The organism is Pontivivens insulae, assembly GCF_900302495.1.
GTDB classification, from domain to species: domain Bacteria; phylum Pseudomonadota; class Alphaproteobacteria; order Rhodobacterales; family Rhodobacteraceae; genus Pontivivens; species Pontivivens insulae.
In genome coordinates, this window is record NZ_OMKW01000004.1 from 437151 (window position 1) to 462682 (window position 25532).

General features: G+C 58.8%; 21 protein-coding genes and 1 tRNA gene. 16 read left to right on the top strand and 6 right to left on the bottom strand.

The genetic code is table 11. The features are described 5' to 3' along the window. Positions 1-74: 74 nt before the first annotated feature. Positions 75-2048 (bottom strand): thiamine pyrophosphate-dependent enzyme, encoded by a 1974-nt coding sequence (locus POI8812_RS16205; RefSeq protein ID WP_108783639.1) that lies wholly within the window; start codon positions 2046-2048, stop codon positions 75-77. A 297-nt stretch (positions 2049-2345) separates the two neighbouring features. On the opposite strand from POI8812_RS16205, the gene POI8812_RS16210 reads away from it, so the two are divergent. The 7 genes from POI8812_RS16210 (at position 2346) to POI8812_RS16240 (ending at position 9881) form a co-directional block, all read left to right on the top strand. After that, positions 2346-3371: a LacI family DNA-binding transcriptional regulator gene (locus tag POI8812_RS16210; RefSeq protein ID WP_108783794.1), complete on the top strand. Its 1026-nt coding sequence runs from the start codon at positions 2346-2348 to the stop codon at positions 3369-3371. Between the two features lie 94 nt (positions 3372-3465). Next, on the top strand, positions 3466-4779 hold the full coding sequence (locus tag POI8812_RS16215) for an ABC transporter substrate-binding protein (protein ID WP_108783640.1): 1314 nt from the start codon (positions 3466-3468) through the stop codon (positions 4777-4779). A 109-nt stretch (positions 4780-4888) separates the two neighbouring features. Then, positions 4889-5755 (top strand): carbohydrate ABC transporter permease, encoded by an 867-nt coding sequence (locus tag POI8812_RS16220; RefSeq protein WP_108783641.1) that lies wholly within the window; start codon positions 4889-4891, stop codon positions 5753-5755. A gap of 13 nt (positions 5756-5768) precedes the next feature. Then, a complete protein-coding gene (locus tag POI8812_RS16225; protein WP_108783642.1) occupies positions 5769-6599 on the top strand; it encodes a carbohydrate ABC transporter permease in 831 nt (276 codons plus the stop codon). Positions 6600-6610: 11 nt separating this feature from the next. Further along, positions 6611-7615, top strand: coding sequence for an ABC transporter ATP-binding protein (locus POI8812_RS16230; protein ID WP_108783643.1), 1005 nt, complete (start codon positions 6611-6613; stop codon positions 7613-7615). Then, positions 7612-8385, top strand: coding sequence for an L-iditol 2-dehydrogenase (locus POI8812_RS16235; protein WP_108783644.1), 774 nt, complete (start codon positions 7612-7614; stop codon positions 8383-8385). Before POI8812_RS16230 ends, POI8812_RS16235 begins: the two co-directional genes overlap by 4 nt. Further along, entirely contained in the window at positions 8385-9881 is a 1497-nt protein-coding gene (locus POI8812_RS16240; RefSeq protein WP_108783645.1) for a mannitol dehydrogenase family protein, read from the top strand. Before POI8812_RS16235 ends, POI8812_RS16240 begins: the two co-directional genes overlap by 1 nt. Positions 9882-9903: 22 nt before the next feature. Here the strand turns inward: POI8812_RS16240 and POI8812_RS16245 are convergent, their stop codons facing one another. Further along, positions 9904-10803, bottom strand: a complete 900-nt coding sequence (locus POI8812_RS16245) for a MurR/RpiR family transcriptional regulator (protein WP_108783646.1) — start codon at positions 10801-10803, stop codon at positions 9904-9906. A 95-nt stretch (positions 10804-10898) separates the two neighbouring features. On the opposite strand from POI8812_RS16245, the gene POI8812_RS16250 reads away from it, so the two are divergent. The 7 genes from POI8812_RS16250 (at position 10899) to POI8812_RS16280 (ending at position 20606) form a co-directional block, all read left to right on the top strand. After that, positions 10899-11870, top strand: a complete 972-nt coding sequence (locus tag POI8812_RS16250; RefSeq protein WP_108783647.1) for a TAXI family TRAP transporter solute-binding subunit — start codon at positions 10899-10901, stop codon at positions 11868-11870. 102 nt (positions 11871-11972) lie between these two features. Further along, positions 11973-14624, top strand: a complete 2652-nt coding sequence (locus tag POI8812_RS16255) for a TRAP transporter permease (RefSeq protein WP_108783648.1) — start codon at positions 11973-11975, stop codon at positions 14622-14624. Positions 14625-14636: 12 nt separating this feature from the next. Then, complete coding sequence (locus POI8812_RS16260; protein ID WP_108783649.1) at positions 14637-15065, top strand: universal stress protein; 429 nt, start codon at positions 14637-14639, stop codon at positions 15063-15065. Between the two features lie 8 nt (positions 15066-15073). Beyond that, on the top strand, positions 15074-16399 hold the full coding sequence (locus tag POI8812_RS16265; protein ID WP_108783650.1) for an aspartate aminotransferase family protein: 1326 nt from the start codon (positions 15074-15076) through the stop codon (positions 16397-16399). A 14-nt stretch (positions 16400-16413) separates the two neighbouring features. Beyond that, on the top strand, positions 16414-17199 hold the full coding sequence (locus POI8812_RS16270) for a beta-keto acid cleavage family enzyme (protein ID WP_245895445.1): 786 nt from the start codon (positions 16414-16416) through the stop codon (positions 17197-17199). A gap of 15 nt (positions 17200-17214) precedes the next feature. Continuing rightward, positions 17215-18162: an NAD(P)H-binding protein gene (locus tag POI8812_RS16275; RefSeq protein WP_245895446.1), complete on the top strand. Its 948-nt coding sequence runs from the start codon at positions 17215-17217 to the stop codon at positions 18160-18162. Between the two features lie 227 nt (positions 18163-18389). After that, complete coding sequence (locus POI8812_RS16280) at positions 18390-20606, top strand: NADP-dependent isocitrate dehydrogenase (RefSeq protein ID WP_108783652.1); 2217 nt, start codon at positions 18390-18392, stop codon at positions 20604-20606. A 118-nt stretch (positions 20607-20724) separates the two neighbouring features. Here POI8812_RS16280 and POI8812_RS16285 read toward each other — a convergent pair. Beyond that, positions 20725-20800 (bottom strand) — tRNA-Ala (locus POI8812_RS16285). A gap of 72 nt (positions 20801-20872) precedes the next feature. Continuing rightward, entirely contained in the window at positions 20873-21202 is a 330-nt protein-coding gene (locus tag POI8812_RS16290; protein WP_108783796.1) for an FYDLN acid domain-containing protein, read from the bottom strand. A gap of 179 nt (positions 21203-21381) precedes the next feature. On the opposite strand from POI8812_RS16290, the gene POI8812_RS16295 reads away from it, so the two are divergent. Beyond that, positions 21382-22623, top strand: coding sequence for a polyhydroxyalkanoate depolymerase (locus POI8812_RS16295; RefSeq protein WP_108783653.1), 1242 nt, complete (start codon positions 21382-21384; stop codon positions 22621-22623). After that, the gene (locus POI8812_RS16300; RefSeq protein ID WP_162844988.1) at positions 22616-23299 is read left to right on the top strand and encodes a M48 family metallopeptidase; all 684 of its coding nucleotides are present in this window, start codon (positions 22616-22618) and stop codon (positions 23297-23299) included. Before POI8812_RS16295 ends, POI8812_RS16300 begins: the two co-directional genes overlap by 8 nt. Here the strand turns inward: POI8812_RS16300 and POI8812_RS16305 are convergent. Continuing rightward, a complete protein-coding gene (locus tag POI8812_RS16305) occupies positions 23296-24135 on the bottom strand; it encodes a C40 family peptidase (protein ID WP_108783655.1) in 840 nt (279 codons plus the stop codon). The genes POI8812_RS16300 and POI8812_RS16305 overlap by 4 nt on opposite strands. Beyond that, a complete protein-coding gene (locus POI8812_RS16310) occupies positions 24132-25490 on the bottom strand; it encodes a leucyl aminopeptidase family protein (protein WP_108783656.1) in 1359 nt (452 codons plus the stop codon). Before POI8812_RS16310 ends, POI8812_RS16305 begins: the two co-directional genes overlap by 4 nt. Positions 25491-25532 lie beyond the last annotated feature (42 nt).

A 25532-nucleotide genomic window follows, 5' to 3' on the forward strand; every position in this document is an offset into this window, starting at 1 on the left:
GATTGCGCGGCGATTGGGTGAATGCCAAGCGCTGGGCTGCTTTCATTGCGGGGATCAGTCTGGTCCAACCCAAGTCAGACCAGCTCCATGTCGGTCATGATCTCGACAAGTGAGGGTCCGTCATGCGCCAGGGCCTGTTGCATGGCATCGGCGATCTGATCAGCTTCGGTGACCTTGATGCCGTGACCACCGCAAAGCCGTGCAAATGTTGCAAAGGATGGGTTCACCAAGTCGGTCTGCCAAGAGGGGAAATGCCCGGCACGCTGCTCTTTGGTGATCTTGCCCAATTGGCCGTTGTTCAACAGGATATGAGTGATGTTCATTCCGTATTTTACGGCTGTGGTGAACTCCATCGCATATTGGCCAAACCCGCCATCGCCAGAGATCGAGATTACGGGGCGGCCCGCATAGTCGGGGTCTTCCTGCGTCGCGGCCCAGGCACCCATCGCGGCCGGGAAGGAAAAGCCGATGGATCCCAGATAGCCCGACATCAGCACGCGCTGGCCCTTGGTCTCGAAATACCGACCGAAGGAATAGGTGTTGTTGCCGACATCGACCGCAATCACGGCGTTTTCGGGGCAAAGGGCAGAAAGATGCTTGAACACCACAGCCGCGCCCAGACCCTTGCCCGCGTCATCGGTGATCCGGCTCTCTTTCTCTGCGCGCCAAATGGCCCAACGCTCTGCGATCTCTTCCGCTTGGTCAGCGTGTTGATGGGGGGTGGAAAGCATCGCATCGCAAAACGCGCCGATCTCACCCCAGACTGGCAGGGCGACCGGGTGGAATTTACCGAGCTGCGCCCGCTCGAAATCCACCTGAATGATCGGCTTGCTTGGCTCGATCCCTGTATGGTTCGCGAAAGAGGAGCCGAGTGTCAGGATCAGGTCACATTCATTCATGAACCAGCTTGCAATCGGGGTGCCGGAGCGGCCGAGGACACCGGCCGCGTAAGGGTGGCTGTCGGAGACGAGCCCCTTGCCCTTGAACGTTGTCACGACGGGGGCTTTCAGGGCCTCGACCAGCGACAGAACCTGATCCATCGCCCCGACTGCGCCATGTCCGACGACGATGAAGGGGCGTTTGGCGCCCGCGATCATCTCCCGCGCTTTCTCAAGATCGTCAGCCGCAGCCTGTATCACAGGTTGGCCAAGCCGCCCGGCAGGTGAGGTTGCGTCCGCGTCAGACGGAACTGTCTGCACATCATCGGGGAAGACGAGATGTGCCACGTCCCGTTCTACAATTGCGGATTTGCAGGCGAGCGAGGCCAGCTCTGCATGATTCGAGGTGGTGAGTACGGGCTGCGAGAATTTCGTCACAGGGGCGAAAGCCGCCAGCAGGTCGATATCCTGAAACGCGCCCGGTCCGAACACCTGTGTTTGCACTTGCCCGGTCAGTGCGAGCACTGGCGCGCGATCAACTTTGGCATCCCACAGGCCGGTTACCAGGTTCGTTGCACCCGGTCCGGCAATTGCAAGGCACGCGGCAGGCTTGCCTGTCAATTTGCCGTATCCCGATGCAGCGAACGCGGCTGCCCCCTCATGTCGCACGCCGATATAGCGCATGTTGCCTGCGACGGTCTGACGGCGCAGCGCATCGGCCAATCCCAGATTGGAATGGCCAACCATGCCAAAGACCGCGCGAATGCCCCAATTCGAGAACGTTTCTGCCATGACATCGGTGACTGTTCTTTCGTGGTCCGGCTCAGGCTCTAGCCCGACAAAGACTTCTCCGTCTTCAACCTTCACATCGTAGAGTTGCTGCCCGGTATCCTCATGACCGCCCGGCGGGGCGCCGGTGATCGGGTCGAAGTCCCAACCATGCCAGGGGCACCGAATCCAGCAAGCGCCATCAACACCTTTCTCGATCGAGCCTTCGCCCAATGGGCCACCCTGGTGCGGGCAGCGATTGTCCATCGCGGCCCATTGGCCGTCGAAATGCGACAGGCAGATTGAGGTGGTCCGGGCCGTCACCGTCATTACGCGACCTTCCGGCAATTGCTCAACATCCGCCACCTTGATCCAGTCGAGCTCTGCCTGCTTTGTCGTCATGGTGGTCGTCCCTGTCTTGCGTATCACCGTGGTGATGATGTTGGTCGTGTCTCTTGAGTTTAGGCCCCAGCTTTCGCTCGGCAGAAATTACGCTTTCTCAAAACCGTGCGCGGCGCTGTGATCGATTGCGAGGAAAAACTGCGGCCGGGCCGATCACTTTTTTCACTGCATTTGCGGACAATCTGCGGTGCTGGCAGCGTCAATCATCAGAAATTTTCAGCAAGAAATTGATTTTTTGCGCGCGACAAGAAATTGTAAGGTTCGGAAAGAACGATTTTGACGGCAGAGAAGAATGCGATGAGCGAACAGAAAATCCGCAATATGGAGGAGTTCGCCCGGATCAGCGGAATCTCGCGGCCGACCGTCTCGAAATATTTCAACGATCCCGACAGCGTGCGCAGCACAACCCGCGCCCGGATCGAGAGCGCGTTGGAGCAATATGACTATCGCCCCAACATCTATGCGATGAACCAGAACCGAAAGCTGACAAAGAATGTCGGCATCGTTGTTCCGCTTCTGGCCGATCCATATTTTGCCGAGATAGCCCGTAATCTTGAGCAGCGTTGCATTGCGGCGGGGTACCGTCCGACCCTCTTCAGCTCCCATGGTGATCCCGCCTTCGAGGTCGAGGTTTTGGACACACTCCGCTCTCTCAAACCGGCGGGCGTGCTGCTTGCCCCCCTTGGGCGAGCCTCGGATGTTGCCGCGCTTGAACGTTTTTGCGAAGCCGTACCAACCGTGGTTTTCGACAGCAGCGTGGACGAGATCGGCCTAGCATTTGTTGGCTCTGACAACTTTCAGTTCACCCGTCACATCACCGACTATCTGTGCCGAACCGGAGAGCCGCCCTGCTTTTTCGAGATGCGGACCCCGGCCAACCCGAACGCTCATCGCAGACGACACAGCTATCTGAGCGCAATGGCCGCGTTCGGGCACACACCTACGGTCATCTCGGTAGATGGTGAGGGGTGGGCGTTTGAGGAAATCGGGCGACTGGGGGCGCATGAGGCGTTCCGTCAGGATCGGTTCACGTCGAACACGATCCTGTGCAGCAATGACCGGCTTGCAATCGGCATGCTGACCGCCTGCTACGAGCAGGGCATGAAAGTCGGGCGCGAAAACAAGGCTACGATTCGTGTCGCGGGGCAGGACGGTCATCCGTTTTCGCGCTACACCTGCCCACCGCTCACCACAATTTCCCACAATTACGACGCCGTATCCCAAACGGCGGCAGAGGCCTTGTTTGAAGCAATCGAGGGCAACGTTACCCCTTGGAAAAGCACACGTCTTGAGGGGCGGCTCATCCTGAGAGACTCCGCCTGAGAGGAATTTTCTTTACGCGCGTAAATTTTTAGTTGACGCCGCGTAGTCGCGTCTACTAGCGTCAGCGGACTACATCCAAACAGGGAGGTTCCGGATGTCCATCAAGAGCACGCTTCGCGCGGCCACGGCATTGTCACTTATTTCGGCTGGAAGCGTCTTTGCTGACGGCCACTCTTCAACGATCACAATCGCGACCGTGAACAACGGCGACATGATCCGTATGCAGGGCTACACCGATCAATTCACCGAGCAGACCGGCATCGCTGTCGAGTGGGTCACCCTCGAAGAAAACGTTCTGCGTCAGCGCGTCACGACTGACATCACCACAAATGGTGGTCAGTTCGATATCATGACCATCGGCATGTACGAGACCCCGATCTGGGGTGCGAACGGCTGGCTGGTTCCGCTCGACAACCTGTCCGACGAGTATGACGTGGACGATATCCTGCCGGCGATGGCAGGTGGATTGAGCCATGACGGTACGCTCTATGCCGCACCATTCTACGGTGAGAGCTCCATGATCATGTATCGCACCGACCTGATGGAAGCGGCTGGCCTCGAAATGCCCGACGCACCCACCTGGGAGTTTATCCGCGAGGCCGCAGCGGCCATGACGGACCGCGACGCCGAGATCAACGGCATCTGCCTGCGCGGCAAGGCCGGCTGGGGTGAGGGCGGCGCCTTCATCACTGCGATGTCCAACTCCTTCGGCGCACGTGTCTTTGACGAGAACTGGGTGCCCCAGCTCGACAGCGCAGAGTGGGCCGAGACGCTCAACTTCTTCGTCGACATGATGTCCGAGAGCGGCCCCGCGGGCTACGCGACCAACGGCTTCAACGAGAACCTGTCGCTGTTCCAGCAGGGCAAGTGCGGCATGTGGATTGACGCAACTGTTGCTGCATCGTTCGTGACCAACCCGAACGACTCTGACGTTGCGGACAGCGTGAGCTTCGCACTCGCACCTGACACCGGTCTGGGCAAGCGCTCTAACTGGCTGTGGGCATGGGCTCTGGGTATCCCAGCGGGTACTCAGCAGCAGGACGAAGCGATGCAGTTCATCGAGTGGGCGACGTCCAAGGACTACATCGAGCTGATCGCAGAGAACGAGGGCTGGGCAAACGTACCGCCGGGCGCACGTACCTCTCTCTACGAAACGCCAGAGTACCAGGAAGTGCCGTTCGCGCAGATGACGCTCGACTCCATCCTCTCGGCTGATCCGAACCAGCCGACCGTGGATCCAGTTCCTTACGTTGGCGTTCAGTTCGCAGCTATCCCCGAGTGGGCTGGCATGTGGACCCAGGTCAGCCAGGAATTCTCGGCAGCATATGCGGGCCAGCAGACTGTCGAAGAAGCACTCGCCAACGCGCAGGCGATTGCAACCGAAGAGATGGAAGCCGCAGGCTACTGATCTTTTCTCCCGGGGGCGGGCTGTTCGCGGCCTGCCCCACCAAAATCCCTTTCCGAATTCTGCCGTTTTCTCGCAGGCTGCAAGTGCCTGAACAGAGAGGTATTGCGCCATGGCGACCCAACATTCGAGATCAGCTGCCCGTATCATGATGGCACCGGCCGTCGTCCTTCTGCTCGGATGGATGCTGGTTCCGCTGACGATGACCCTCTACTTTTCCTTCAAACGGTATCTGCCGCTGCGCGGTGGCGATCTGGGGTGGACCGGTTTTGACAACTATGTCCGTTTCGTTTCCTCCAGCGCCTTTTGGCCGGCTGTTCAGACGACGCTGCTGATCGTGGGCGGTGTGCTGGTAATCACCATCGCGCTGGGCATTTTGCTGGCGATCTTGCTCGACCAGCCGATGTGGGGGCAGGGGATCGTCCGCATCCTCGTGATTGCACCGTTCTTCGTGATGCCAACGGTGTCTGCCCTCGTTTGGAAGAACATGTTCATGGATCCTGTGAACGGGCTGTTCGCTCACCTCTGGCGCTTTTTTGGAGCAGAGCCGATTTCATGGCTGTCAGAGGCGTCGCTTCCATCAATTGTCATGATCGTCTCCTGGCAGTGGCTGCCATTTGCGACGCTTATTCTTCTCACCGCGATCCAGTCGCTCGACAGTGAGCAGCTTGAAGCGGCCGAGATGGATGGTGCCTCACCGCTGAACCGGTTCTGGTTTATCATTCTGCCGCACCTGAGCCGTGCCGTGACAATTGTCCTGCTGATCCAGACGATCTTTCTGCTGTCGATCTTCGCGGAGATTTTCGTGACCACGGGCGGTGCGTTTGGCACGCGAACACTCACCTACCTGATCTACCAGCGGGTTCTGGAAAGCCAGAACGTCGGTCTGGGATCTGCGGGTGGTGTCTATGCAATCATTCTGGCCAATATCGTTGCGATCTTCCTGATGCGCATCGTCGGCAAGAACCTGGACGCGTGAGGAGGACCTGACCATGGCACGCGCCGTTACGACACAACGCAAGACACTCAACACAATATTGGCATGGGCAGTGGGTCTGTTGATCTTCTTCCCGATCCTGTGGACCATCCTGACCTCGTTCAAGACCGAGGCACAGGCCATCGCGAGCCCGCCGATCTTTTTGAACTTTGATTGGACACTCGAAAACTATGCGGTCGTGCAGGAGCGCTCTGACTACATGCGCTTCCTGTGGAACTCGTTGATCATCGCTGGTGGGTCCACTGTGCTGGGGATCATCATTGCGGTTCCCGCGGCTTGGTCGATGGCATTCGTTCCTTCCAAGCGCACCAAAGACATTCTGCTTTGGATGCTGTCCACCAAGATGCTTCCAGCGGTTGGCGTGCTCTACCCGATCTATCTGATCTGCATCGAGCTGGGCGTGCTGGACAACCGCGCTGCACTAGTCGTGATCCTGATGCTGATCAACCTGCCGATCATCGTCTGGATGCTCTACACCTATTTCCGCGAAATTCCGGGTGAGATCCTGGAAGCCGCGCGGATGGATGGCGCGACGCTGAAAGAGGAGCTGCTCTACATCCTGACGCCCATGGCTGTGCCCGGGATCGCCTCGACCTTGCTGTTGAACTTCATCCTTGCGTGGAACGAGGCGTTCTGGACGCTCAATCTGACAGCAGTTGATGCAGCCCCGCTGACGGCGTTCATCGCGAGCTATTCGAGCCCCGAGGGCCTCTTCTTCGCGAAGCTCAGTGCAGCCTCGACCATGGCCATCGCGCCAATCCTCATCCTTGGCTGGTTCAGCCAGAAACAACTCGTCCGCGGCCTCACCTTCGGCGCAGTGAAGTAAGGAACAGACACATGGGACAAATCCAACTGAACCAGGTCACCAAAAGCTTCGGCGACGTACAGGTGATCCCGCCGCTCGATCTGACAATTGAAGACGGTGAGTTCGCAGTTTTCGTCGGTCCGTCGGGATGCGGTAAGTCCACGTTGCTGCGACTGATCGCGGGGCTTGAGGACTTCACGACCGGTCATATTGAGATCGACGGCAAGGACGCGACAGCCGTTCCGCCCGCCAAGCGCGGACTGGCAATGGTGTTTCAAAGCTACGCCCTTTACCCGCACATGACCGTGCGCAAGAACATCGCGTTTCCTTTGCGGATGGCGAAGATGGATCAGGCCGAAATCGACCGGCGGGTAGAGAATGCAGCCAGTATTCTCAATCTTTCCGACTATCTCGACCGGCGTCCCGGGCAGCTGTCCGGCGGTCAGCGTCAGCGGGTCGCCATTGGCCGGGCCATCGTGCGTGAACCTGCGGCGTTCCTCTTCGACGAGCCGCTCTCGAACCTCGACGCGGCACTGCGTGTGGGAATGCGTATGGAAATCAGCGAGCTTCATAAGAAGCTTGCGACCACGATGATCTATGTGACGCATGATCAGGTCGAAGCGATGACCATGGCTGACAAGATCGTCGTGCTGCGCGCCGGTCATATTGAACAGGTCGGTTCGCCGCTCGAACTCTATCGCACCCCCCGCAACCTGTTCGTCGCAGGTTTCATTGGCTCACCCAAGATGAACTTCATCGAAGGGGCAGAGGCAGCAAAGCACGATGCGCACACAATTGGAGTGCGTCCTGAACATATTTCGGTCTCTGCTGAGGGTGGCGAATGGAAAGGTGTTGTCGGATTGTCGGAACATCTGGGCTCGGACACGTTTTTCCATATTCATGAGACCGGATTGGCCGAGACCATCACCGTACGTGCAGATGGTGAGGTTGCGTTCCGTTCTGGTGATACGGTTTACCTTAACCCGCGCGCTGACGTTATTCACCGCTTTGACGCAAACGGATTGCGGATCGGATGAGACGGTTAGAGGGCAAGGTTGCTCTAATCACCGGTGCGGCACGCGGTATCGGGCTCTCATTCGCGGAGGCTTATCTGCGCGAAGGGGCACGGGTTGTGCTTGCGGATATTGACCATGATCGGGCGCAGCAGGAAGCGCGGCGCCTTGGTGTAGGCGCTCTGGCTGTCGCACTTGATGTGACCCGTCAGGACAGCATCGACGCGGCCATTTCCGAAGCCAGTGAGGCGTTCGGGCCGATTGATATCCTAATCAACAACGCTGCGATTTTTACGGCAGCTCCTATTGTCGAGATTGAGCGCGCTGACACCGCGCGCGTTTTCGATATCAACGTGAATGGAACGCTGTTCATGATGCAGGCCGTGGCCAAGCACATGATTGCGAACGGCCGGCGCGGCGCGATTATCAACATGGCCTCTCAGGCTGGGCGCCGTGGTGAACCCCTGGTCGCCGTCTATTGCGCCAGCAAAGCCGCGGTGATCTCGCTTACACAGTCCGCAGGCCTCAATTTGATTTCACACGGGATCAATGTGAACGCCATCGCGCCGGGTGTTGTGGATGGCGAGCATTGGGAGGGCGTTGACGCCTTCTTTGCCAAACATGAAGGCAAGGCGCCTGGCCAAAAAAAGCGCGAGGTTGGAGAGGCTGTTCCCTTTGGCCGGATGGGAACTGCTGACGATCTGACCGGTATGGCAATCTTTCTGGCAAGTGACGAGGCGGAGTACATCGTCGCGCAAACCTATAATGTCGATGGCGGGAATTGGATGAGCTGATGGACGATCTGACGAAACCCAACGATCCCAGTCCGCTGAATGAGGCCAGTCTTTCGTCACTGGCCGCTACTCTTCCCGTTCCGACATATGATCGCTCGGCTTTGACGCCGGGGATCGTGCATATCGGACTTGGCAACTTTCACCGCGGGCATCAGGCGTGGTATCTGCACCGGCTGATGGAGCAGGGCAAGGCCCATGATTGGGCCATTGTCGGCGCGGGCGTTCGTTCCAATGACGCTGCGATGCGTGACCGCCTGTTGGCGCAAGATTGCCTGACGACACTGATCGAATTGCGGCCCGATGGGACGTCGGCAGAGATTTGTGGCTCCATGATTGATTTCCTTCCTGTGGAGGAGGGAAATGGCGCACTGATCGCCCAGATGGCGGAGCGCTCTATCCGGATCGTGTCCCTGACTGTGACAGAGGGTGGATATTTTCAGGACGCTGCAACAGGGTCGTTTACGCCCGAGCATGCCGATATTCAGCATGATGTTGCTTACCCCGACGCCCCGTGCACTGCGTTCGGTGCGATCGTTGCGGCACTCAAGCTGCGCCGTGCGTCCGGGGCCGGACCCTTCACAGTTCAAAGCTGTGATAACCTGCGCGGCAACGGAACGATCACAAAGGCAGCCGTGGTTGGCCTTGCACAGCTCACCGATTCTGATCTGGCAAACTGGATTGAAGAGCATGTGAGCTTTCCCAATGCCATGGTGGATTGTATCGTTCCGGCGACTGGGCCGCAGGAGCTGGCGTTGGCCCGTGTCCTTGGTGTGGCCGACGCCGCCCCGGTCACTCATGAAAGCTTTCGGCAGTGGGTGATCGAAGATGATTTTTGTGCCGGGCGCCCTGATTGGGACCTCGTCGGTGCGACCTTCACCAACCATGTTCACGACTATGAGGCGATGAAGATCCGCATTCTGAATGCAGGTCATCAGGTTCTTGCAAATGCTGGCGAGCTACTGAACGTCGGCACGATTTCAGACTGCATGGCCGATCCGTTGATTTCTGCGTTTTTCGCACGGGTCCAATCCGAAGAGATCGTGCCGCATGTCGCGGATGTTCCAGAGATGACGGCACCCGACTATTTGACGCTGATCACGGGTCGCTTCTCAAATGGAGCTATTCGCGACACGGTGCGCCGCGTGGCTTATGACGGGTCTTCCAGACATAGTGGCTTCATCCTGCCAATCGTCCGCGACGCCCTTGAGGCGGGTACTCCGGTCAGTGGTCTTGCGCTTTGCGAAGCTCTGTGGTGCTTCATGTGTCTGGGAACGCGCGAGGATGGGAGTTCGATTGAGGCTAACGATCCAATCTGGGATCTGCTTCAGCGAACGGCTGCCGCGGCGAAGGACGATCCGCAGGCGTGGCTTGGTCTAAGCCAGATCTACGGTGATCTCGGCGCGAATGAGCGCTTTGCCAACGCGTTCGCGTCCTGGCTGTCGCATCTGCATGACAAGGGCCCCTCCCATACCCTTGCGCACTACGTGCAGAGCTGACTTTGCCTGGCTGGGCGCGTGTTCACAGACGCGCGTCCCGCCCAACATAGGCGCCGCATTCAAGCAACGTGTCTTCAAATTCACGCATATGGGTTGTCGCGCCCTCGGATCGGCTGAGCATCGTCGCGACGAGCGCTTCAATCAGGGTGAAGGCTGCGACCAAGCTGGGCATTGCTTGCGGTCCGTCCATGCGCGGGATCAGGACGATGTCCGAACCATCTGCGATTGGGGCACGAATGTCATCGGTGATCGCGATGATCTTCAGTCCGCGCTGTCTTGCCAACGCATGTGCGCGGATCGTCTCGGTCGAATAATGTGAAAAGGTGATTGGCACGACGACATCGCCGGGCTGCGCGCGGGCCATGAGGTCGTAAATGTCGCCGGGTTCACTGCTGCGCCGCACGAAATTCTTGAACGCCATGCCCCCGCAATAGCTCAGGTAATGTGCGAGCGAGAAACAGCTTCTGACACCAATGATGTAGGCCTGACGGGCTTCGAGCAGCATTGTCGCCGCACGTTCCAGCTGACGCCGGGTTTCCACATCGAATACACCTTCGATGTTGCGCACAGCGCTTTGGTGCATTTCGTCGAACAGACGTTCGCTTGGCTCACCTTTCAGCTTTGCTGCGCGGTTTGTGTAGCTGCTGCTATTCTGCCGAAGGGCCTCCTGAAAGGCGCGGCGACAGGGATCGAAGCCGTCATAGCCCAGTGATTGTGCCAGTCGCACAACCGTGTTGGCATTGACATTGGCCAGGGTCGCAAGACTGCGCACAGAGTTAAAGGCAAGCTCTTGCGGGTGGCCCAAAGCCCAGTCTGCGAAACTGGCCACTTTCGGTGGGGCAGTCTTACGCAGCTCCAGCAGGCGGGCCCGTAATGTGTCGAGCTCTGAGGACCGGGCAATAAAACGGTTTTCGGTGTTCATAATACGTTTGTATCATGCTCTTGACGTAATTCAATCGAATGTATCTTATCGAAGTGCTGAATTTTTCATCAGCCTACTTCAGGGAGATTCGTCTTATGTCAAAGCCCATCGTCGGCGCGTTGGTCGCTGCTGCGACCGCATTCGGTGCAAGTGCTGCTACCGCACAGGATCAGACCTTTATCGCCATTGGCACCGGTGGTGTTACGGGCGTTTACTACCCCACGGGCGGTGCGATCTGCCGTCTGGTCAACCGCAACCGTTCCGAGCACGGCATTCGCTGTGGCGTCGAGTCGACCGGTGGTTCGGTGTTCAACATCAATGCAATTCGCGGTGGCGAACTGGAATTTGGTGTCGCTCAGTCCGACTGGCAGTACCATGCCTATAACGGTTCCTCCCGCTTTGAGGAGCAGGGCGCGTTCGAAGGCCTGCGCGCCGTCTTCTCCGTGCACCCAGAGCCGTTCACGGTCGTCGCCCGGGCGGATGCGGGCATCGAGACCTTCATGGACCTCGAAGGCAAGCGTGTGAACGTCGGCAACCCTGGTTCGGGCCAGCGTGGCACGATGGAAGTTCTGATGGCCGAGCTTGGCTGGACCATGGACAATTTTGCAGTGGCATCCGAGCTTCAGGCCGCAGAGCAGTCTCAGGCCCTGTGCGACAACAACATCGACGCAATGGTCTACACCGTCGGTCACCCGTCCGGCTCCATTCAGGAAGCGACCACGGCCTGTGACTCCGTGCTGGTTGAGGTGTCCGGTGAGGCCGTCGACACGCTGGTTGCCGACAACCCATTCTATCGCACCGCGACTATCCCGGGCGGTATGTATCGTGGGAATGACGCTGACACGATGACCTTCGGTGTCGGTGCAACCTTCGTCACCTCTGCGGATGTGTCTGAGGACGTGGTCTACGAAGTGGTCAAAGCAGTCTTCGACAATATCGACCAGTTCCGTGATCTGCACCCGGCCTTTGCGAATCTGGATCCGGCCGAGATGGCAAATGATGGTCTGTCCGCGCCGCTGCACCCTGGTGCAGAGCGCTACTACCGTGAAGCTGGCCTGATCGAGTAATCGTCTCGCCGCACAAGATTGCCGATGGCGGGGAGACCTGCCATCGGACCTCCCATCCAAGGCGCCAGCAGAGCGCCCACCACTGCACAGGGAATCGACCAGATGAGCGGACCGACGGATCGTGAACAGATCACGCAAGGACAGCGGCAATTCAGTGACGATGAGTTGCAGGACCTTGTGGCCTCGACCGACAGCGGGGCGCGTGATCCGTCCAGTAAGGGCGTGGCGATGCTTATTGCCGGTCTCGCACTGGCGTGGTCCTTGTTCCAACTCTGGATCGCCCAGCCCCAGCTTTGGTTTGCAGAATATCTGCCGGTCCTGAACTCGTCGCAGACGCGGCCCATCCACCTGACCTTTGCCATTGTACTGGCGTTCCTTGCCTACCCGGCATTCAAGGGCTCCCCCCGTGATCGTGTTCCAGTCACGGATTGGATCCTGTTGATCGTTGGCGGCGGATGCGCTTTCTACGTCTTCTGGTTCTCAGATCATCTGGCCCTGACCGCGCGTTCGGGCCTTCCAACAGATACCCAAGTTTATATCGGTGCTGTGGGCTTATTGTGCCTGCTCGAAGCAAGCCGCCGCGCACTTGGCCCGGCACTCACCGTCGTCGGTTCACTCTTCTTGCTCTATGCCTATATGGGCACGGGCTGGCTGATCCCCGAATTGGTGGAGCATGAGGGGCTGAGCTTTACCGCCCTTATGAACGCTCAGTGGCTGGATACGGCTGGCGTGTTCGGCATTCCGTTGGGTGTTTCCACTGCGTTCGTGTTCCTGTTCGTTCTGTTCGGCTCCCTGCTCGATAAAGCGGGGGCCGGCAATTACTTCATCAAGCTGGCATTCGCAGGTCTGGGCCATTTGCGCGGTGGCCCAGCGAAAGCGGCGGTTGTCGGGTCCGCGATGACGGGCCTGATCTCAGGCTCTTCCATCGCAAACGTGGTGACCACGGGAACGTTTACCATCCCGCTGATGAAGCGGGTGGGCTTCACCTCTGAACAGGCCGGATCGGTCGAGGTTGCCTCCTCCGTCAACGGGCAGATCATGCCACCGGTCATGGGGGCCGCGGCCTTCCTGATGGTGGAGTTCATCGGGATTTCCTATGTCGAGGTGATCAAGCACGCCTTCATCCCGGCGGTGATCTCCTACATCGCGTTGGTCTATATTGTGCACCTTGAGGCACTGAAGAAGGACATGCCCGCATTGGGTGAGGCGAAAAGCTTCATCGGACTGATCCTGAACTTCTTCATCGGTTTTGCGATTGCCGGTGCTGCTTTCACCGCTTTGATCTATGCAATGGGGGCGCTGGAGTCGGCGCTGCCTGCACTCTCTGGCCCGATCGCGATTGTGGGGCTGTTGGCCGTTTACATCTATCTGGTGTCGGTTGCGGCCAAGCGGCCCGACCTTGAGGTGGATGATCCCAACGCGACGGAAATCAAGCTGCCGACCGTGAAAGAGGTCTATGCGACCGGTCTGCACTATGTGCTGCCCATCGTGGTGCTGGTCTGGTTCCTGATGGTCGAGCGGCAGAGCCCGGCGAAGTCGGCCTTCTACGCGACGTCCCTGATGCTATTCATCATTGTCACGCAGCGCCCGCTGAAGGCGCTTTTCCGAGGGCAGGGCGGCCAACTCGCGGCGGAGTTCAAGGGCGGTTTTGACGATCTGATCGCGGGCCTGATCGGTGGTGCGCGGAACATGATTGGGATCGGTGTCGCAACCGCGGCTGCGGGCATCATCGTCGCAACCGTGACCAAGACCCCCATCGGAACGGAGCTTGCCGGATTGGTCGAGATGCTGTCAGGCGGCAATCTGTTGCTGATGCTGATGCTGATCGGCCTGTTCTCTCTGATCCTGGGCATGGGTCTGCCGACCACCGCGAACTACATCGTCGTCTCGTCGCTGATGGCCTCGGTTGTGGTATCACTGGGCGCACAGGAGGGGCTGATCGTGCCGCTGATCGCGGCGCACTTGTTTGTGTTCTATTTCGGGATCATGGCCGATGTGACGCCGCCCGTGGGGCTTGCCAGTTTCGCGGCTGCTGCCGTATCGGGTGGGGATCCGATCAAGACCGGCTTCACGGCATTCTTCTACAGCCTGCGCACAGTCGCACTGCCGTTCCTGTTCATCTTCAATCCGACGCTGATCCTGTACGGTGTCGATCTGGGAACGTGGGCCGGGATATTTGAGGCGATCACCGTCTTCATTGTCGCGACGATTGCGATGCTGCTGTTCGCGGCGGCCACGCAGGGCTATTTCTTTGCCCGTTCGCGCATCTACGAAAGCGCGATGTTGTTGCTGGTGGCGTTCACGCTGTTTGTGCCGAATGTCTGGCTGGACATGGTGCAAAGCCCGTTCCGCGACGCGCCCCCGGCGGAGTTTGAGAGCGCGCTGGCCGAAGCGGAAGCGGACAGTCAGCTTCGCCTCCTGATCTCAGGCCCCGATTTTGACACTGGCGAGATCGTAGAGCTGACCTTGCCCGTCACGGTAAGCGATGCGCCTGCCGCGCAACGTGTCTCTGACACGGGCATTCTGATGTTCGAAGAAGGCGACATCATGCGTCTCGATGAGCCGATGTTCGGATCGGACGCAGGCGATGCGATGGCGGATTTCGATTTCTACTCCGATGAACCTGTGCAGCTCGTCTCGGTTCAGGTGCCGCAAAATCGGATGCCGAAAGAAGTCTTCTATCTTCCCGCCTTGCTTTTGCTCGGGCTTGTGATCGCGCTTCAGCGTCGTCGCCAGACCAAACCCGCCTTCTAAGGAACGCCTGCGATGTTTGAGAAAATCCTGCTGCCCATCGATCTGTCCGATCCTGCAAGCTGGAACCGCGCGCTGCCTGCAGCGCTGACGCTCGGCGCCGACAGCGGCGCGGTATTGCACGTGGTTACGGTCGTGCCAGATTTTGGCCTCTCGGTCGTTGGCAGTTTCTTTGAAAAGGGCTTCGAGGAAATGGCGTTGAAAGAAATTGGCGGCAAGCTGACAGAGTGGGTGTCCGCCAATGTGCCTGACGGCGTGGCGGTGCAACCGCATGTCATGCATGGCCGGGTCTATGACCAGATCATCCACGCGGCGGATAAACTGGACGTGGACGCGATTGTCCTGGGCGCCCATGCGCCAGAGCTGAGCGACTATTTGCTGGGCCCGAATGCCGCGCGGGTTGTGCGGCACGCCAAGCAATCGGTCTTTGTTGTCAAAGGGTAGATAAGACGATGACAAGTCATGTGTTTGGCCGCAGCTCTGCCGCGCGGCCCGTTGCCGTGCGCGGTGAGGGATGCTTCATTTTTGACCGAGACGGGAAAGCCTATCTCGATGGATCGGGGGGGGCTGCGGTGTCATGCCTTGGTCATTCTGACCCGGATGTACGTGCGGCAGTACATGGGCAACTCGATGACCTTGCCTTCGCCCATACTGGCTTTTTCACGTCAGACGCGGCAGAGACACTTTCGGATCTGTTGATCGAGCATGCGCCTGCCGGGATTGATCGCGCCTATCTGCTGTCTGGTGGCTCCGAAGCGGTCGAGGCCGCCCTGAAGCTGGCACGCCAGTACTTTCTGGAAATCGGTGAGCCTGGCCGCCACCGCGTCATCGCGCGGCGGCAAAGCTATCACGGCAACACGCTCGGCGCGCTTGCCGCTGGCGGAAACGCGTGGCGCCGGGAAAAATATGCGCCAATGCTGGTTGAGACGACACATATCGAACCGTGTTTCGAGTATCGTTACCGCGATGATGCCGAAAGCAGCCCGGCCTATGGACAGCGCGCGGCAAATGCACTGGAAGATGAAATCCAGCGCCTTGGGCCGGACAGCGTGATGGCCTTTATTGCCGAGCCGGTTGTTGGGGCGACGGCCGGGGCGGTTCCGGCGGTGGAAAGCTATTTCAAACGTATCCGCGAAATCTGCGACAAGTACGGCGTCCTTCTGATCCTTGATGAGGTCATGTGCGGTATGGGGCGCACGGGCACGCTCTTTGCGTGTGAGCAGGATGGGATATCGCCTGACATCGTCACGATCGCCAAGGGTCTTGGCGCGGGGTATATGCCAATTGGGGCGATGTTGTGCTCTGACACGATCTATGACGCAATCGCAAATGGCTCCGGCAGTTTTCAGCACGGTCATACCTATCATGGACATCCCCTTGCGGCGGCGGCGGGTGCTGCCGTGCTCAAAGCCATTCTGGACCGCGACCTGCTGACCCGTGTGAAGGCGCAAGGCGCACTGTTGGCAGAGATGCTGGACTCACGCTTTGGGCAGCATCCGCACATTGGCGATCTGCGGGGCCGTGGCCTGTTTCGCGGGATTGAACTGGTCGCGGATCGCGCAGACAAAACCTGCTTCGATCCCGCCCGCAAGATTCATCTGAAAGTAAAGGCGGCAGCCATGCAGGAGGGCCTGATCTGCTATCCGGCGGGTGGTACGGTCGATGGCAAGCATGGGGATCACGTCTTGCTCGCGCCTCCGTATATCATCAGCGACGATGAGCTTGAGATGCTTGTCACGCGTCTTGGCCGCGCCATCGACACGGCAATCGCGCAGTGACAGGTGGCCTTCAAATGCTGCCGCGGATCATGGTCGCCCCCAACGGCGCGCGACGGGGAAAGGCAGATCATCCGGCCTTGCCCATTAGTGTCAGTGAGACGGTGAATACGGCCGCGCGCTGTCATGCTGCCGGGGCGGATGCGTTGCATGCCCATGTGCGTGACGCGGATGGGGCGCATGTTCTGGATGCAGGGCTCTATCGCGAGTTGCTTGCCGAGATGGATCGCGCGGTGCCGTCGATGCCGGTCCAAATTACAACCGAGGCGGTGGGCCGATACTCACCGCAGCAACAGCGCAGGCTTGTCTGGGATGTCGAACCCGAAGGCGTGTCGGTCGCTCTGCGGGAAATGTGGCCAGAGGATGGGCGAGATGCCGAGGCTGCGACGTTTTACAATGATGCGTCGGTTGCCGGGATAGCCGTCCAGCATATCCTCTATTCGCCAGATGATGTCGCGCGATTGGCAGATTTCGTGTCGAGAGGCTGGATCGCCAAGCCTGCGCAACTGCTCTTTGTTTTGGGGCGCTACAATCCGCCGCGCTTGGGACATCCGAATGATCTTGGCGCTTTTCGGGCGGCGCTGGGCCCACTTGCCGATTGCCAGTGGGCTGTCTGCGCATTTGGGCGGAATGAGCAGGCCTGTCTGCTTGAGGCCGCCGGAAATGGTGGCTGCATGCGCATTGGCTTTGAGAATAATATCGAGTTGGGTGATGGCCGCCCTTCGATCTCGAATGATGATCAGGTTCGCCGACTTATGCGCGCATTGGAAGATTTGAAACCGGTGGCGTCCCTCCCATCCTAGGCTATGGTTCGCCTGATGAAGGCGCGCGACAAATCCATTCTGCTGCTAGGAGCAACCGGTACGATCGGCGCTGCTGTTCATGCGGCTTTGATTGACGAGGGCTATGTAGTCGTCGCCCCCACCCGAAGACCGGTCACGCTGGCCGGTGCGGTTCAAATCGATCATTCCCAGGCTGCATTTGAGCGACTGATGACTGAACATGATGTTGGCGCCGTCATCTCTTGCGTCGCGTCGCGCAACGGCTTGCCCAAAGATGCCTGGGCTATTGACTACGGTTTGAACAGCACGGCGTTGAAGGCAGCGGTTGCCTGCAACCTTTCCCAATTTGTGATGTTGTCAGCGATCTGCGTTCAGAAACCGGTTTTGGAGTTTCAGAAAGCGAAGTTGGCCTTCGAAGTGGAACTTCGGTTGGCCCCACTGATTTGGAGCATCATCCGCCCCACGGCCTTCTTTAAGTCATTGTCGGGCCAGATGAGGCGGTTGCAGAACGGCAAGCCATTTCTGCTGTTTGGCAATGGCGCTCTGACCAAGTGCAAGCCGATCAGTGACAGGGATCTGGCGCGCTTCATTGTACGGGCTCTCTCTGATCCTGAAATGAACAATCGAGTATTGCCGATCGGTGGGCCGGGGCCTGCAATATCGCCGCGGCAGCAAGGAGATTTGTTGTTCGAGGCGACTGGCGCGACGCCTCGGTTCAAGAGATTGCCAGTCGGCTTCCTGTCGACCATTATTGGTGTGCTCGGCATTTTGGGAATGGTCCTGCCGCGCCTGCGTGAGAAGGCCGAACTGGCGCGCATAGGTCGCTATTATGCGACAGAGTCGATGCTGCTCTGGGATGCAAAGGCGCAGCAATATGATGCTGATGCCACCGCTGAATTTGGGCAGGACACACTTGCGGAGCACTATGCCGCACTTGCCGCAGGTGAGCGCGAGGATGACCGTGGAGCACATGTGGTTTTCTGACGGAAACGGGCGAAACGCGCATATCGGTGGATAAATTCACAAACGGTACACCTTTGCATTCCGAAAGCCGGAATTGGACTCGACTAAATGCCCGACAGGTTTTATCGCCTATGGCATCCAAGACCTGCCCGGGTTTCGCATGGCTTAGTATCGGGCAGGCCGTAGGCACATTGATGTGGCTTATGTGAATCGAACCGGACCAGCGCAAACAAAGGCGAAGTGAGCTCATGAGCGATACGACCCAGCAGACCGTCATCTATACCGTCACCGATGAAGCGCCCCAATTGGCGGCTGCATCCCTTCTTCCGATCATCCGACGCTTTGCGCGCGAAATCGGCATCGATATGGCGGAGCGCGACATTTCGCTCGCCGGACGGATTCTGGCGGTCTTTCCTGAGTACCTGGACGCAGACAAGGTGCAGTCCGACGATCTGGCCCGCCTCGGTGAATTGGTGACGACGGCTGACGCGAACGTCATCAAGCTTCCCAACATCTCCGCCTCTGTGCCGCAGCTGGTCGCCGCAGTCCGTGAACTTCAGGACAACGGCTTTGCAATTCCGGACTACCCCGAAGCGCCTAGCTCGGACGAAGAGCGCGACATCCGTTCCCGCTATGACAGTGTGAAGGGATCGGCCGTGAACCCGGTGCTGCGCGAAGGCAATTCCGACCGCCGCGCGCCCGCTGCTGTAAAGGCCTATGCTCAGGCCAATCCGCATTCGATGGGTAAATGGACCGCTGACAGCAAGACGCGTGTTAGCACGATGTCGGGTGGTGACTTCCGCTCGAACGAGCGATCGGTCACGCTCGAAGCGGACGACACGCTTTCAATCATCCACGAAGGTGCGGGTGGCGCAACGACACTGAAGGACGGGCTTGCCCTGCCTGCGGGCACGATTGTCGATGCGACATTCATGTCCCGTAATGCGCTTCTGAGCTTTCTGAGCGATGCAATTGAAACGACAGCGCAGGATGGCACGCTATTTTCCCTTCACATGAAGGCGACGATGATGAAGGTCTCGGACCCCATCATCTTTGGTCATGCGGTCCGCGCCTATCTCGCACCGGTCTTTGAAGCGCATGGGCAGGCTCTTTCAGAGGCCGGTGTGAACCCGAATGCGGGTCTTGGCACGATGCTCGACCAGATTGCCGAGATGCCCAACGGCGATGCGATCCGATCGGAGATCGACGGGCTGCTGGCTGAGCGTCCGCCGCTTTACATGGTGAACTCTGATAAAGGTATCACCAACCTGCACGTTCCCTCAGATGTCATCATTGATGCGTCTATGCCCGCGGTTCTGCGCGCAGGCGGTAAGGGCTGGGGCCCCGATGGCAATGAAGCCGATACCAACTGCGTAATTCCGGACAGCTCCTACGCGCCGGTTTATGCAGAGGCGGTGAACTTCTTTAAGGAAAACGGTGCGCTCGACCCGACTACAGCCGGGACGGTTCAGAACATTGGCTTGATGGCGAAGAAGGCTGAGGAGTACGGCTCCCACCCGACTACATTCGAAATTCCCGCTGCGGGAACGGTGAAGGTTGTGGATGCGGCGGGCACTGTCCTGATCTCGCACGACGTTGAAGCGGGAGACATCTGGCGCATGGCGACCACGCGTCGCGAGGCTGTTGTGAACTGGGTTGAGCTGACGCTCGCACGGCAGGCACTGACCGGCTACAAGACGGTCTTCTGGTTGGACAAGACGCGCGCGCACGACGCGGAACTTCTCAAGATGATCACGCCGCAGCTTGAAGCCGCAGGTGCTCTTGAAAAGGTCTCGATCATGGCCCCGGCAGAGGCCACACGTGATGCGTTCAAGACGATCTTTGCGGGTGAGAACACCATTGCCGTCACCGGTAACGTTCTGCGCGATTACCTGACAGACCTCTATCCGATCCTTGAAGTCGGCACTTCGGCCAAGATGCTGTCCGTCGTAAAGCTGATGAATGGCGGCGGTCTGTTCGAAACCGGTGCGGGCGGGTCGGCGCCCAAGCATGTTCAGCAGTTGGTGGAGCAGAATCACCTCCGCTGGGACTCCCTGGGTGAGTTCTGCGCCCTGGCGGAAAGCCTGCGCTTTGTGGGTGAAACTCAAGGCGAGGCGAAGGCGCTGGTTCTGGGTAACACCGCGGACGCGGCGATCACCAAGCTCTTGGCCGAAGGCAAATCTCCGGGTCGCAAGGTGGGGCAGGACGACAATCGCGATAGCCACTTCCACTTTGCCCTCTATTGGGCGGAAGCACTTGCTGCTCAGACAGACTCCGCGGAGTTGGCAGAGGCATTCGCGCCCCTTGCATCTGATCTGGCCAGCAAGGCAGATACGATTCGTGCGGAGCTGAAGGCCGGGCGTGGAGAGGCTGTCGATCTTGGCGGCTACTACTTCACCGATTTCGGCAAAGTGGCCGCCGTGATGCGCCCATCCGCGACACTGAACGCTCTGATCGACGCTTGATCAGAGCCAACCCATTGCGAGAGGCCATCGACATTCGTCGGTGGCCTTTTTCGTTGCGCAGTGCAGGTGACCACGACGCATTCTCGGGCAAGCCCAAGCACTACAATCTAAGGGGAAATGGTGGAGCCTAGGGGAGTCGAACCCCTGACCTCTTGCATGCCATGCAAGCGCTCTCCCAACTGAGCTAAGGCCCCGGTGTCTTTCGAAGACAGCGGACGTTTAATCCGCCCGCTGCCAGTGTTCAAGCGCAAAAAGCGCAGAGACGATCAGCTGTCGTCTTTGTCGTCGTCAGAGGACGCATCTGCGATCTCTTCAATGTCGACGGTATCATCATCATCGTCATCCAGCACGTCATCGGCCAGATCATCATCATCGTCGAGCACGTCATCATCCGTGTCCACGGCTGCCGCCTCTGCCTCTTTTGCCTTCTTGGCTGCGGCATCGGTTCGCGCATTGCGCGCCTTGGTCAACGTGAAGACACTCAGCTCATGCTCTGCACCACATGCGGGGCAGGTCGTTGGGTCGTTGTCGAGGTCATAGAAACGCGTTGCGCAAGCTGGGCAAAGCCGCTTCGTGCCCCATTCCGGATTGGGCATTCTCAACCCCTTTGTAATGAAGTCAGAAAAGGTGTCGCCAAGTGCCATAGCACGGGCGCGATGTCAAAGGGCAGATCACGGTTTGGCCATATGGTCGCCATAACGGTGGGGTTTGTGTTGCGTTGCGGCGATTTTCCGCGCACTTTCGCACTCGCAACGAAAAATAACGGGGACAAAACATGCTGTATCACGCGTATGAGTTCACGCATGCGGCCATCGGGCCAATGCGTCAGGCGGCCCGTATGGGCCAGGATATGCTGACCTCTCCGTTCAATCCTGCGGCTGGAACCTATCAGGCGCGTGCCACCGCTGCCGCATTTGAAATGTTCATCAATGCGACTCGCCGCTATGGCAAGCCGTCCTTTGATCTGCCAACGACCGAGATTGATGGCGCGACCATCGCAATCGAGGAGGAGGTGGTTTGGTCGAAGCCGTTCTGTCAGCTTTTGCACTTCAAGAAGGTGGACGGACCCAAGGGGCAGCCGAAAGTTCTGATCGTGGCCCCGATGTCTGGGCATTTCGCGACGCTTCTGCGCGGGACGGTTAAGCAGATGTTGCCAGGGCACGACGTGTACATCACCGATTGGGTTGATGCGCGCGATGTGCCGCTCAGCGATGGCCGTTTCGATCTGGACGACTATTCTGACTATGTCGTCGAAATGTGTGAGCATCTTGCCCTGGATGGGGAGCGGCCTGCGGTTCTGGCGGTCTGCCAGCCCGGTGTGCCGGTACTGGTCGCGGCTTCACTGATGGCCGAAGACAACAACCCTGCGCGTCCGGCATCCATCACGCTCATGGGCTCACCGATTGATGTGTCCTGCAATCCCAAGCAGCCGAATGAGCTTGCAACAAACCGTCCGCTGAGCTGGTTCGAGAACAATGTCGTCGTCAGCGTGCCTTGGCCCAACAAGGGGTTCCTGCGGCGTGTCTATCCCGGCTTCCTGCAGCTATCCGGCTTCATGTCTATGAATCTGGATCGTCATGTCGATGCCCACGTCCGGCAGTTCCAGGATCTGATCAAAGGTGATGGAGACTCGGCCGAACAGCATCGGACCTTCTATGACGAATATCTCGCCGTGATGGACCTGACGAAAGAGTTCTATCTTCAGACCATTGAACGCGTCTTCCAAAAGCGTCTGCTGGCGATCGGGAAGTACATCTATCGTGATCGGCGTGTTGATCCCTCTAAGATTACTGACATTGCCTTGATGACAATCGAAGGTGAGAAGGACGACATTACCGGACTTGGCCAGACCGAGGCGGCCCATCGCCTGACACCGGCGTTGCCTGACGAGAAGCGCGTGCATTTCGTGCAGGAGAAGGTGGGTCACTACGGCGTCTTTAACGGTTCACGCTGGCGCAGTTCCATCCAGCCGCGCGTGGCTGAGTTCGTTGAAAAACACCGGGTGCGGGTTGGCTGATACTATCGCGATCGGCGATCCTCTGATTACGGTCAAGGTTCGTCGTACGCGCAATGCAAAGCGCCTCACATTACGCGTTCCGTCGATTGGAGGCGAACCCGTGCTGACCGCGCCTTTGCATGTGCGTGAGCATCTTTTGACGGACTTTCTGGAAGAGCGGACGGATTGGCTTCAGCAGGCCATGGAGCGCATTCCGCAGCCGCGCGGAATTCGTGATGGGATGGTGCTGCCGGTCGATGGCCAGGATATGAGGGTCGCGCTCACCCGCCGCCGCGGCATCCGCGTCGAGGGGCAATGCCTAGAACTGCCACAGTCGCGCCCTGGTCCTGCGGCGTTGGGGTGGCTTAAAACGGTTGCCCGTGATCGGATCATCACCTTGGCAGATCACTACGCCCGCAGGGTGGGCCGTCCGCATACCGGGCTCACCTTGCGGGATCCACGCTCTCGCTGGGGGAGTTGTTCCAGTGATGGGCGGCTAATGCTGAGCTGGAGGCTTATTCTCGCGCCGCCCGCCGTTTGCGACTATGTCGTGGCCCACGAAGCCGCGCATTTGATCGAGATGAACCACGGGCAGGATTTTTGGCGCCTGACAGAAGAACTCTGCCCGGACTGGCGCAGCCATCGGGATTGGTTGCGCACCAATGGCAGCGAATTGCACCAATGGCGGTTTGACTAGAGGCGTTTGATCGAGGTGATGGGACCGCCATCTTGGGCCATGATCCGATCCCGGGCCAGATCGAGCCTCTCAATCGTCACGGCCATGGCGAACGCGTTCGCATGCAACATGCGAACATCATCCAGCATGATCCCGACATGGCCTTTCCAGAAAATCAGATCGCCACGTTCTCTCGGGCTGGTTTGGTTAACTTCAACACCAAGCTCTGCTTCCTGCATATCGCTGTCGCGGGGACAGCGCTTTCGTGCGGCGTGTAATGCTGTCTGCACCAATGCAGAGCAGTCTAGACCGAGGCTTGATTTGCCGCCCCATAGGTATGGCACGCCGAGGAAGCGCTCCGCAGTCCCAACCCAGTCTGGTTCGTCCAAGTCCGGTTCGAGATGCCGCCCATATACAAATCCACCGCTTGCCAGCTCTAGCCACTTCCCCTCCTGTCCGGTCACCGCGACCTCCGCAAGAAAGGGAAGGGCGTCAAATGCACGGCATTTCAATTCGGGTTCCGGGTAGACATGCGTGAAATTGGCCTTCACGCGATGGGTCGCCTCCTCCGGTTTTTCAAGCGCGAAGCGCGGCGTCCAGCCGACATAGCCGTCCCGTTCAGCCTGTCCCCAGGCCAGTCCGGTCGCATCGTCCACATCGTAAACGGTGAAAATCTCACCCAACATCATCTGCGACGTAAGGGAGCCCTCAGGATCGGGTGTTCCGGTCACCGGAACCACGGATGTGCCAACCTGCATGCGGCGACCATCAACGAAACGGTCACTTTTCACGGTTCCCTCAAGATGGCGCGCCGCCAGATCGCGTCTGTAAGGGTGCAGGCGGGGATCAAGTGTCATGAATACCGCTCCTCAATGACGGCGAGCATCGCTCTGATCCCCTGATGCGCTCCACCTTTTGGGCGGGCTGGCTTCGCACTTGGGGTCCAGCCGTACAGATCGAAATGGGCAAAGCTTCCTGCGTCTTCCACGAACCGTCGTAGAAAAAGTGCAGCGGTGATTGCCCCGGCAAATCCGCCCTTGGGCGCATTGTCGAGGTCGGCAATACCCGGCTCAATCATCGCCTCATAGGGATCCCAGAATGGCATTCGCCAGAGGGGATCGGCCGACTGCGCACTCGCATGACCCAGCTGTGTCGCCAATTCCTCATCATCGGTAAAGAACGGGGGCAAGTCAGGCCCTAGGGCGACACGGGCCGCACCTGTCAGGGTCGCAAGGCAAAGCAGCAGATCGGGTGCTTCCTCATCAGCGAGGGCCAAGGCATCGGCCAGAACAAGCCGCCCTTCCGCATCTGTATTGTTGATTTCAACGCTTAGGCCCTTGCGGCTCGTCAGAATGTCCTGGGGGCGGAACGCATTGCCACTGACACTATTTTCGACCGCCGGGATCAAAAGCCTCAGCCGAACTGGCAGATTGAGTGCCATGATCATCTTAGCAAGGCCGATCGCGTTTGCCGCTCCGCCCATGTCTTTCTTCATCAGACCCATGGAGCCTGCGGGCTTTAAATTCAGGCCGCCTGTGTCGAAGCAGACACCCTTTCCAACCAACGTGACCTTTGCAGCGTCCTCGGCCCCCCATCGAAGATCAATCAGACGCGGAGCATCGTCAGACGCACGACCAACCGCATGGATCATGGGGTAATTTTCTGTGAGAAGTGCATCCCCGACAACCGTCGTGATCTCTGCACCGTGGTCCGCGGCAAGCTGCGTGACCGCTGCTTCCAATTGGCTCGGACCCATATCAGCGGCTGGGGTGTCGATCAGCGATTGTGTCAGCAGCGCGCCATCTACGATTGCAGAGAGACGGGGGGCGTTCTCAAGATCAACCAGTGTTGCAGTCGGCGCGCTTTGCGTGCGGTAGCGGTCAAAACGGTAGGCCGCCAAACCCCATCCGAGTATTTCCGTATCGTGGTCAAAATCTTCAGGGTGCAGGCCAATCGCGTAGTTCCCGTCTGGCAGAGCGCTGGAATGGGCTGCCAGATGAAATCGGCCACGCATCCGTGCGCTTCCAGTCCCCCAGCCAATCAAAACGCCGTTAATCTGGCCCGTATCGTCAGCCAGGATCAGTCTTTGGCCCAGTGCACCGGTGAACCCGTTTGCGCCGGCCCAAGACACATCACGCGCGACCGCAGCGTCACGCCACGCTTCGAAATCGTCGGGTTGCAAAATATGAAGCGGTATCGGCGTCTCTGTCATGGGGCCCTCGACTAGTGCATCGACGTGAACCTAGTGACTTGA

Coding starts and splice junctions, on each gene's coding strand:
- POI8812_RS16205 (WP_108783639.1), bottom strand. CDS start 2,048: ATGACGACAAAGCAGGCAGAGCTCGACTGGATCAAGGTGGCGGATGTT.
- POI8812_RS16210 (WP_108783794.1), top strand. CDS start 2,346: ATGAGCGAACAGAAAATCCGCAATATGGAGGAGTTCGCCCGGATCAGC.
- POI8812_RS16215 (WP_108783640.1), top strand. CDS start 3,466: ATGTCCATCAAGAGCACGCTTCGCGCGGCCACGGCATTGTCACTTATT.
- POI8812_RS16220 (WP_108783641.1), top strand. CDS start 4,889: ATGGCGACCCAACATTCGAGATCAGCTGCCCGTATCATGATGGCACCG.
- POI8812_RS16225 (WP_108783642.1), top strand. CDS start 5,769: ATGGCACGCGCCGTTACGACACAACGCAAGACACTCAACACAATATTG.
- POI8812_RS16230 (WP_108783643.1), top strand. CDS start 6,611: ATGGGACAAATCCAACTGAACCAGGTCACCAAAAGCTTCGGCGACGTA.
- POI8812_RS16235 (WP_108783644.1), top strand. CDS start 7,612: ATGAGACGGTTAGAGGGCAAGGTTGCTCTAATCACCGGTGCGGCACGC.
- POI8812_RS16240 (WP_108783645.1), top strand. CDS start 8,385: ATGGACGATCTGACGAAACCCAACGATCCCAGTCCGCTGAATGAGGCC.
- POI8812_RS16245 (WP_108783646.1), bottom strand. CDS start 10,803: ATGAACACCGAAAACCGTTTTATTGCCCGGTCCTCAGAGCTCGACACA.
- POI8812_RS16250 (WP_108783647.1), top strand. CDS start 10,899: ATGTCAAAGCCCATCGTCGGCGCGTTGGTCGCTGCTGCGACCGCATTC.
- POI8812_RS16255 (WP_108783648.1), top strand. CDS start 11,973: ATGAGCGGACCGACGGATCGTGAACAGATCACGCAAGGACAGCGGCAA.
- POI8812_RS16260 (WP_108783649.1), top strand. CDS start 14,637: ATGTTTGAGAAAATCCTGCTGCCCATCGATCTGTCCGATCCTGCAAGC.
- POI8812_RS16265 (WP_108783650.1), top strand. CDS start 15,074: ATGACAAGTCATGTGTTTGGCCGCAGCTCTGCCGCGCGGCCCGTTGCC.
- POI8812_RS16270 (WP_245895445.1), top strand. CDS start 16,414: ATGCTGCCGCGGATCATGGTCGCCCCCAACGGCGCGCGACGGGGAAAG.
- POI8812_RS16275 (WP_245895446.1), top strand. CDS start 17,215: ATGAAGGCGCGCGACAAATCCATTCTGCTGCTAGGAGCAACCGGTACG.
- POI8812_RS16280 (WP_108783652.1), top strand. CDS start 18,390: ATGAGCGATACGACCCAGCAGACCGTCATCTATACCGTCACCGATGAA.
- POI8812_RS16290 (WP_108783796.1), bottom strand. CDS start 21,202: ATGCCCAATCCGGAATGGGGCACGAAGCGGCTTTGCCCAGCTTGCGCA.
- POI8812_RS16295 (WP_108783653.1), top strand. CDS start 21,382: ATGCTGTATCACGCGTATGAGTTCACGCATGCGGCCATCGGGCCAATG.
- POI8812_RS16305 (WP_108783655.1), bottom strand. CDS start 24,135: ATGACACTTGATCCCCGCCTGCACCCTTACAGACGCGATCTGGCGGCG.
- POI8812_RS16310 (WP_108783656.1), bottom strand. CDS start 25,490: ATGACAGAGACGCCGATACCGCTTCATATTTTGCAACCCGACGATTTC.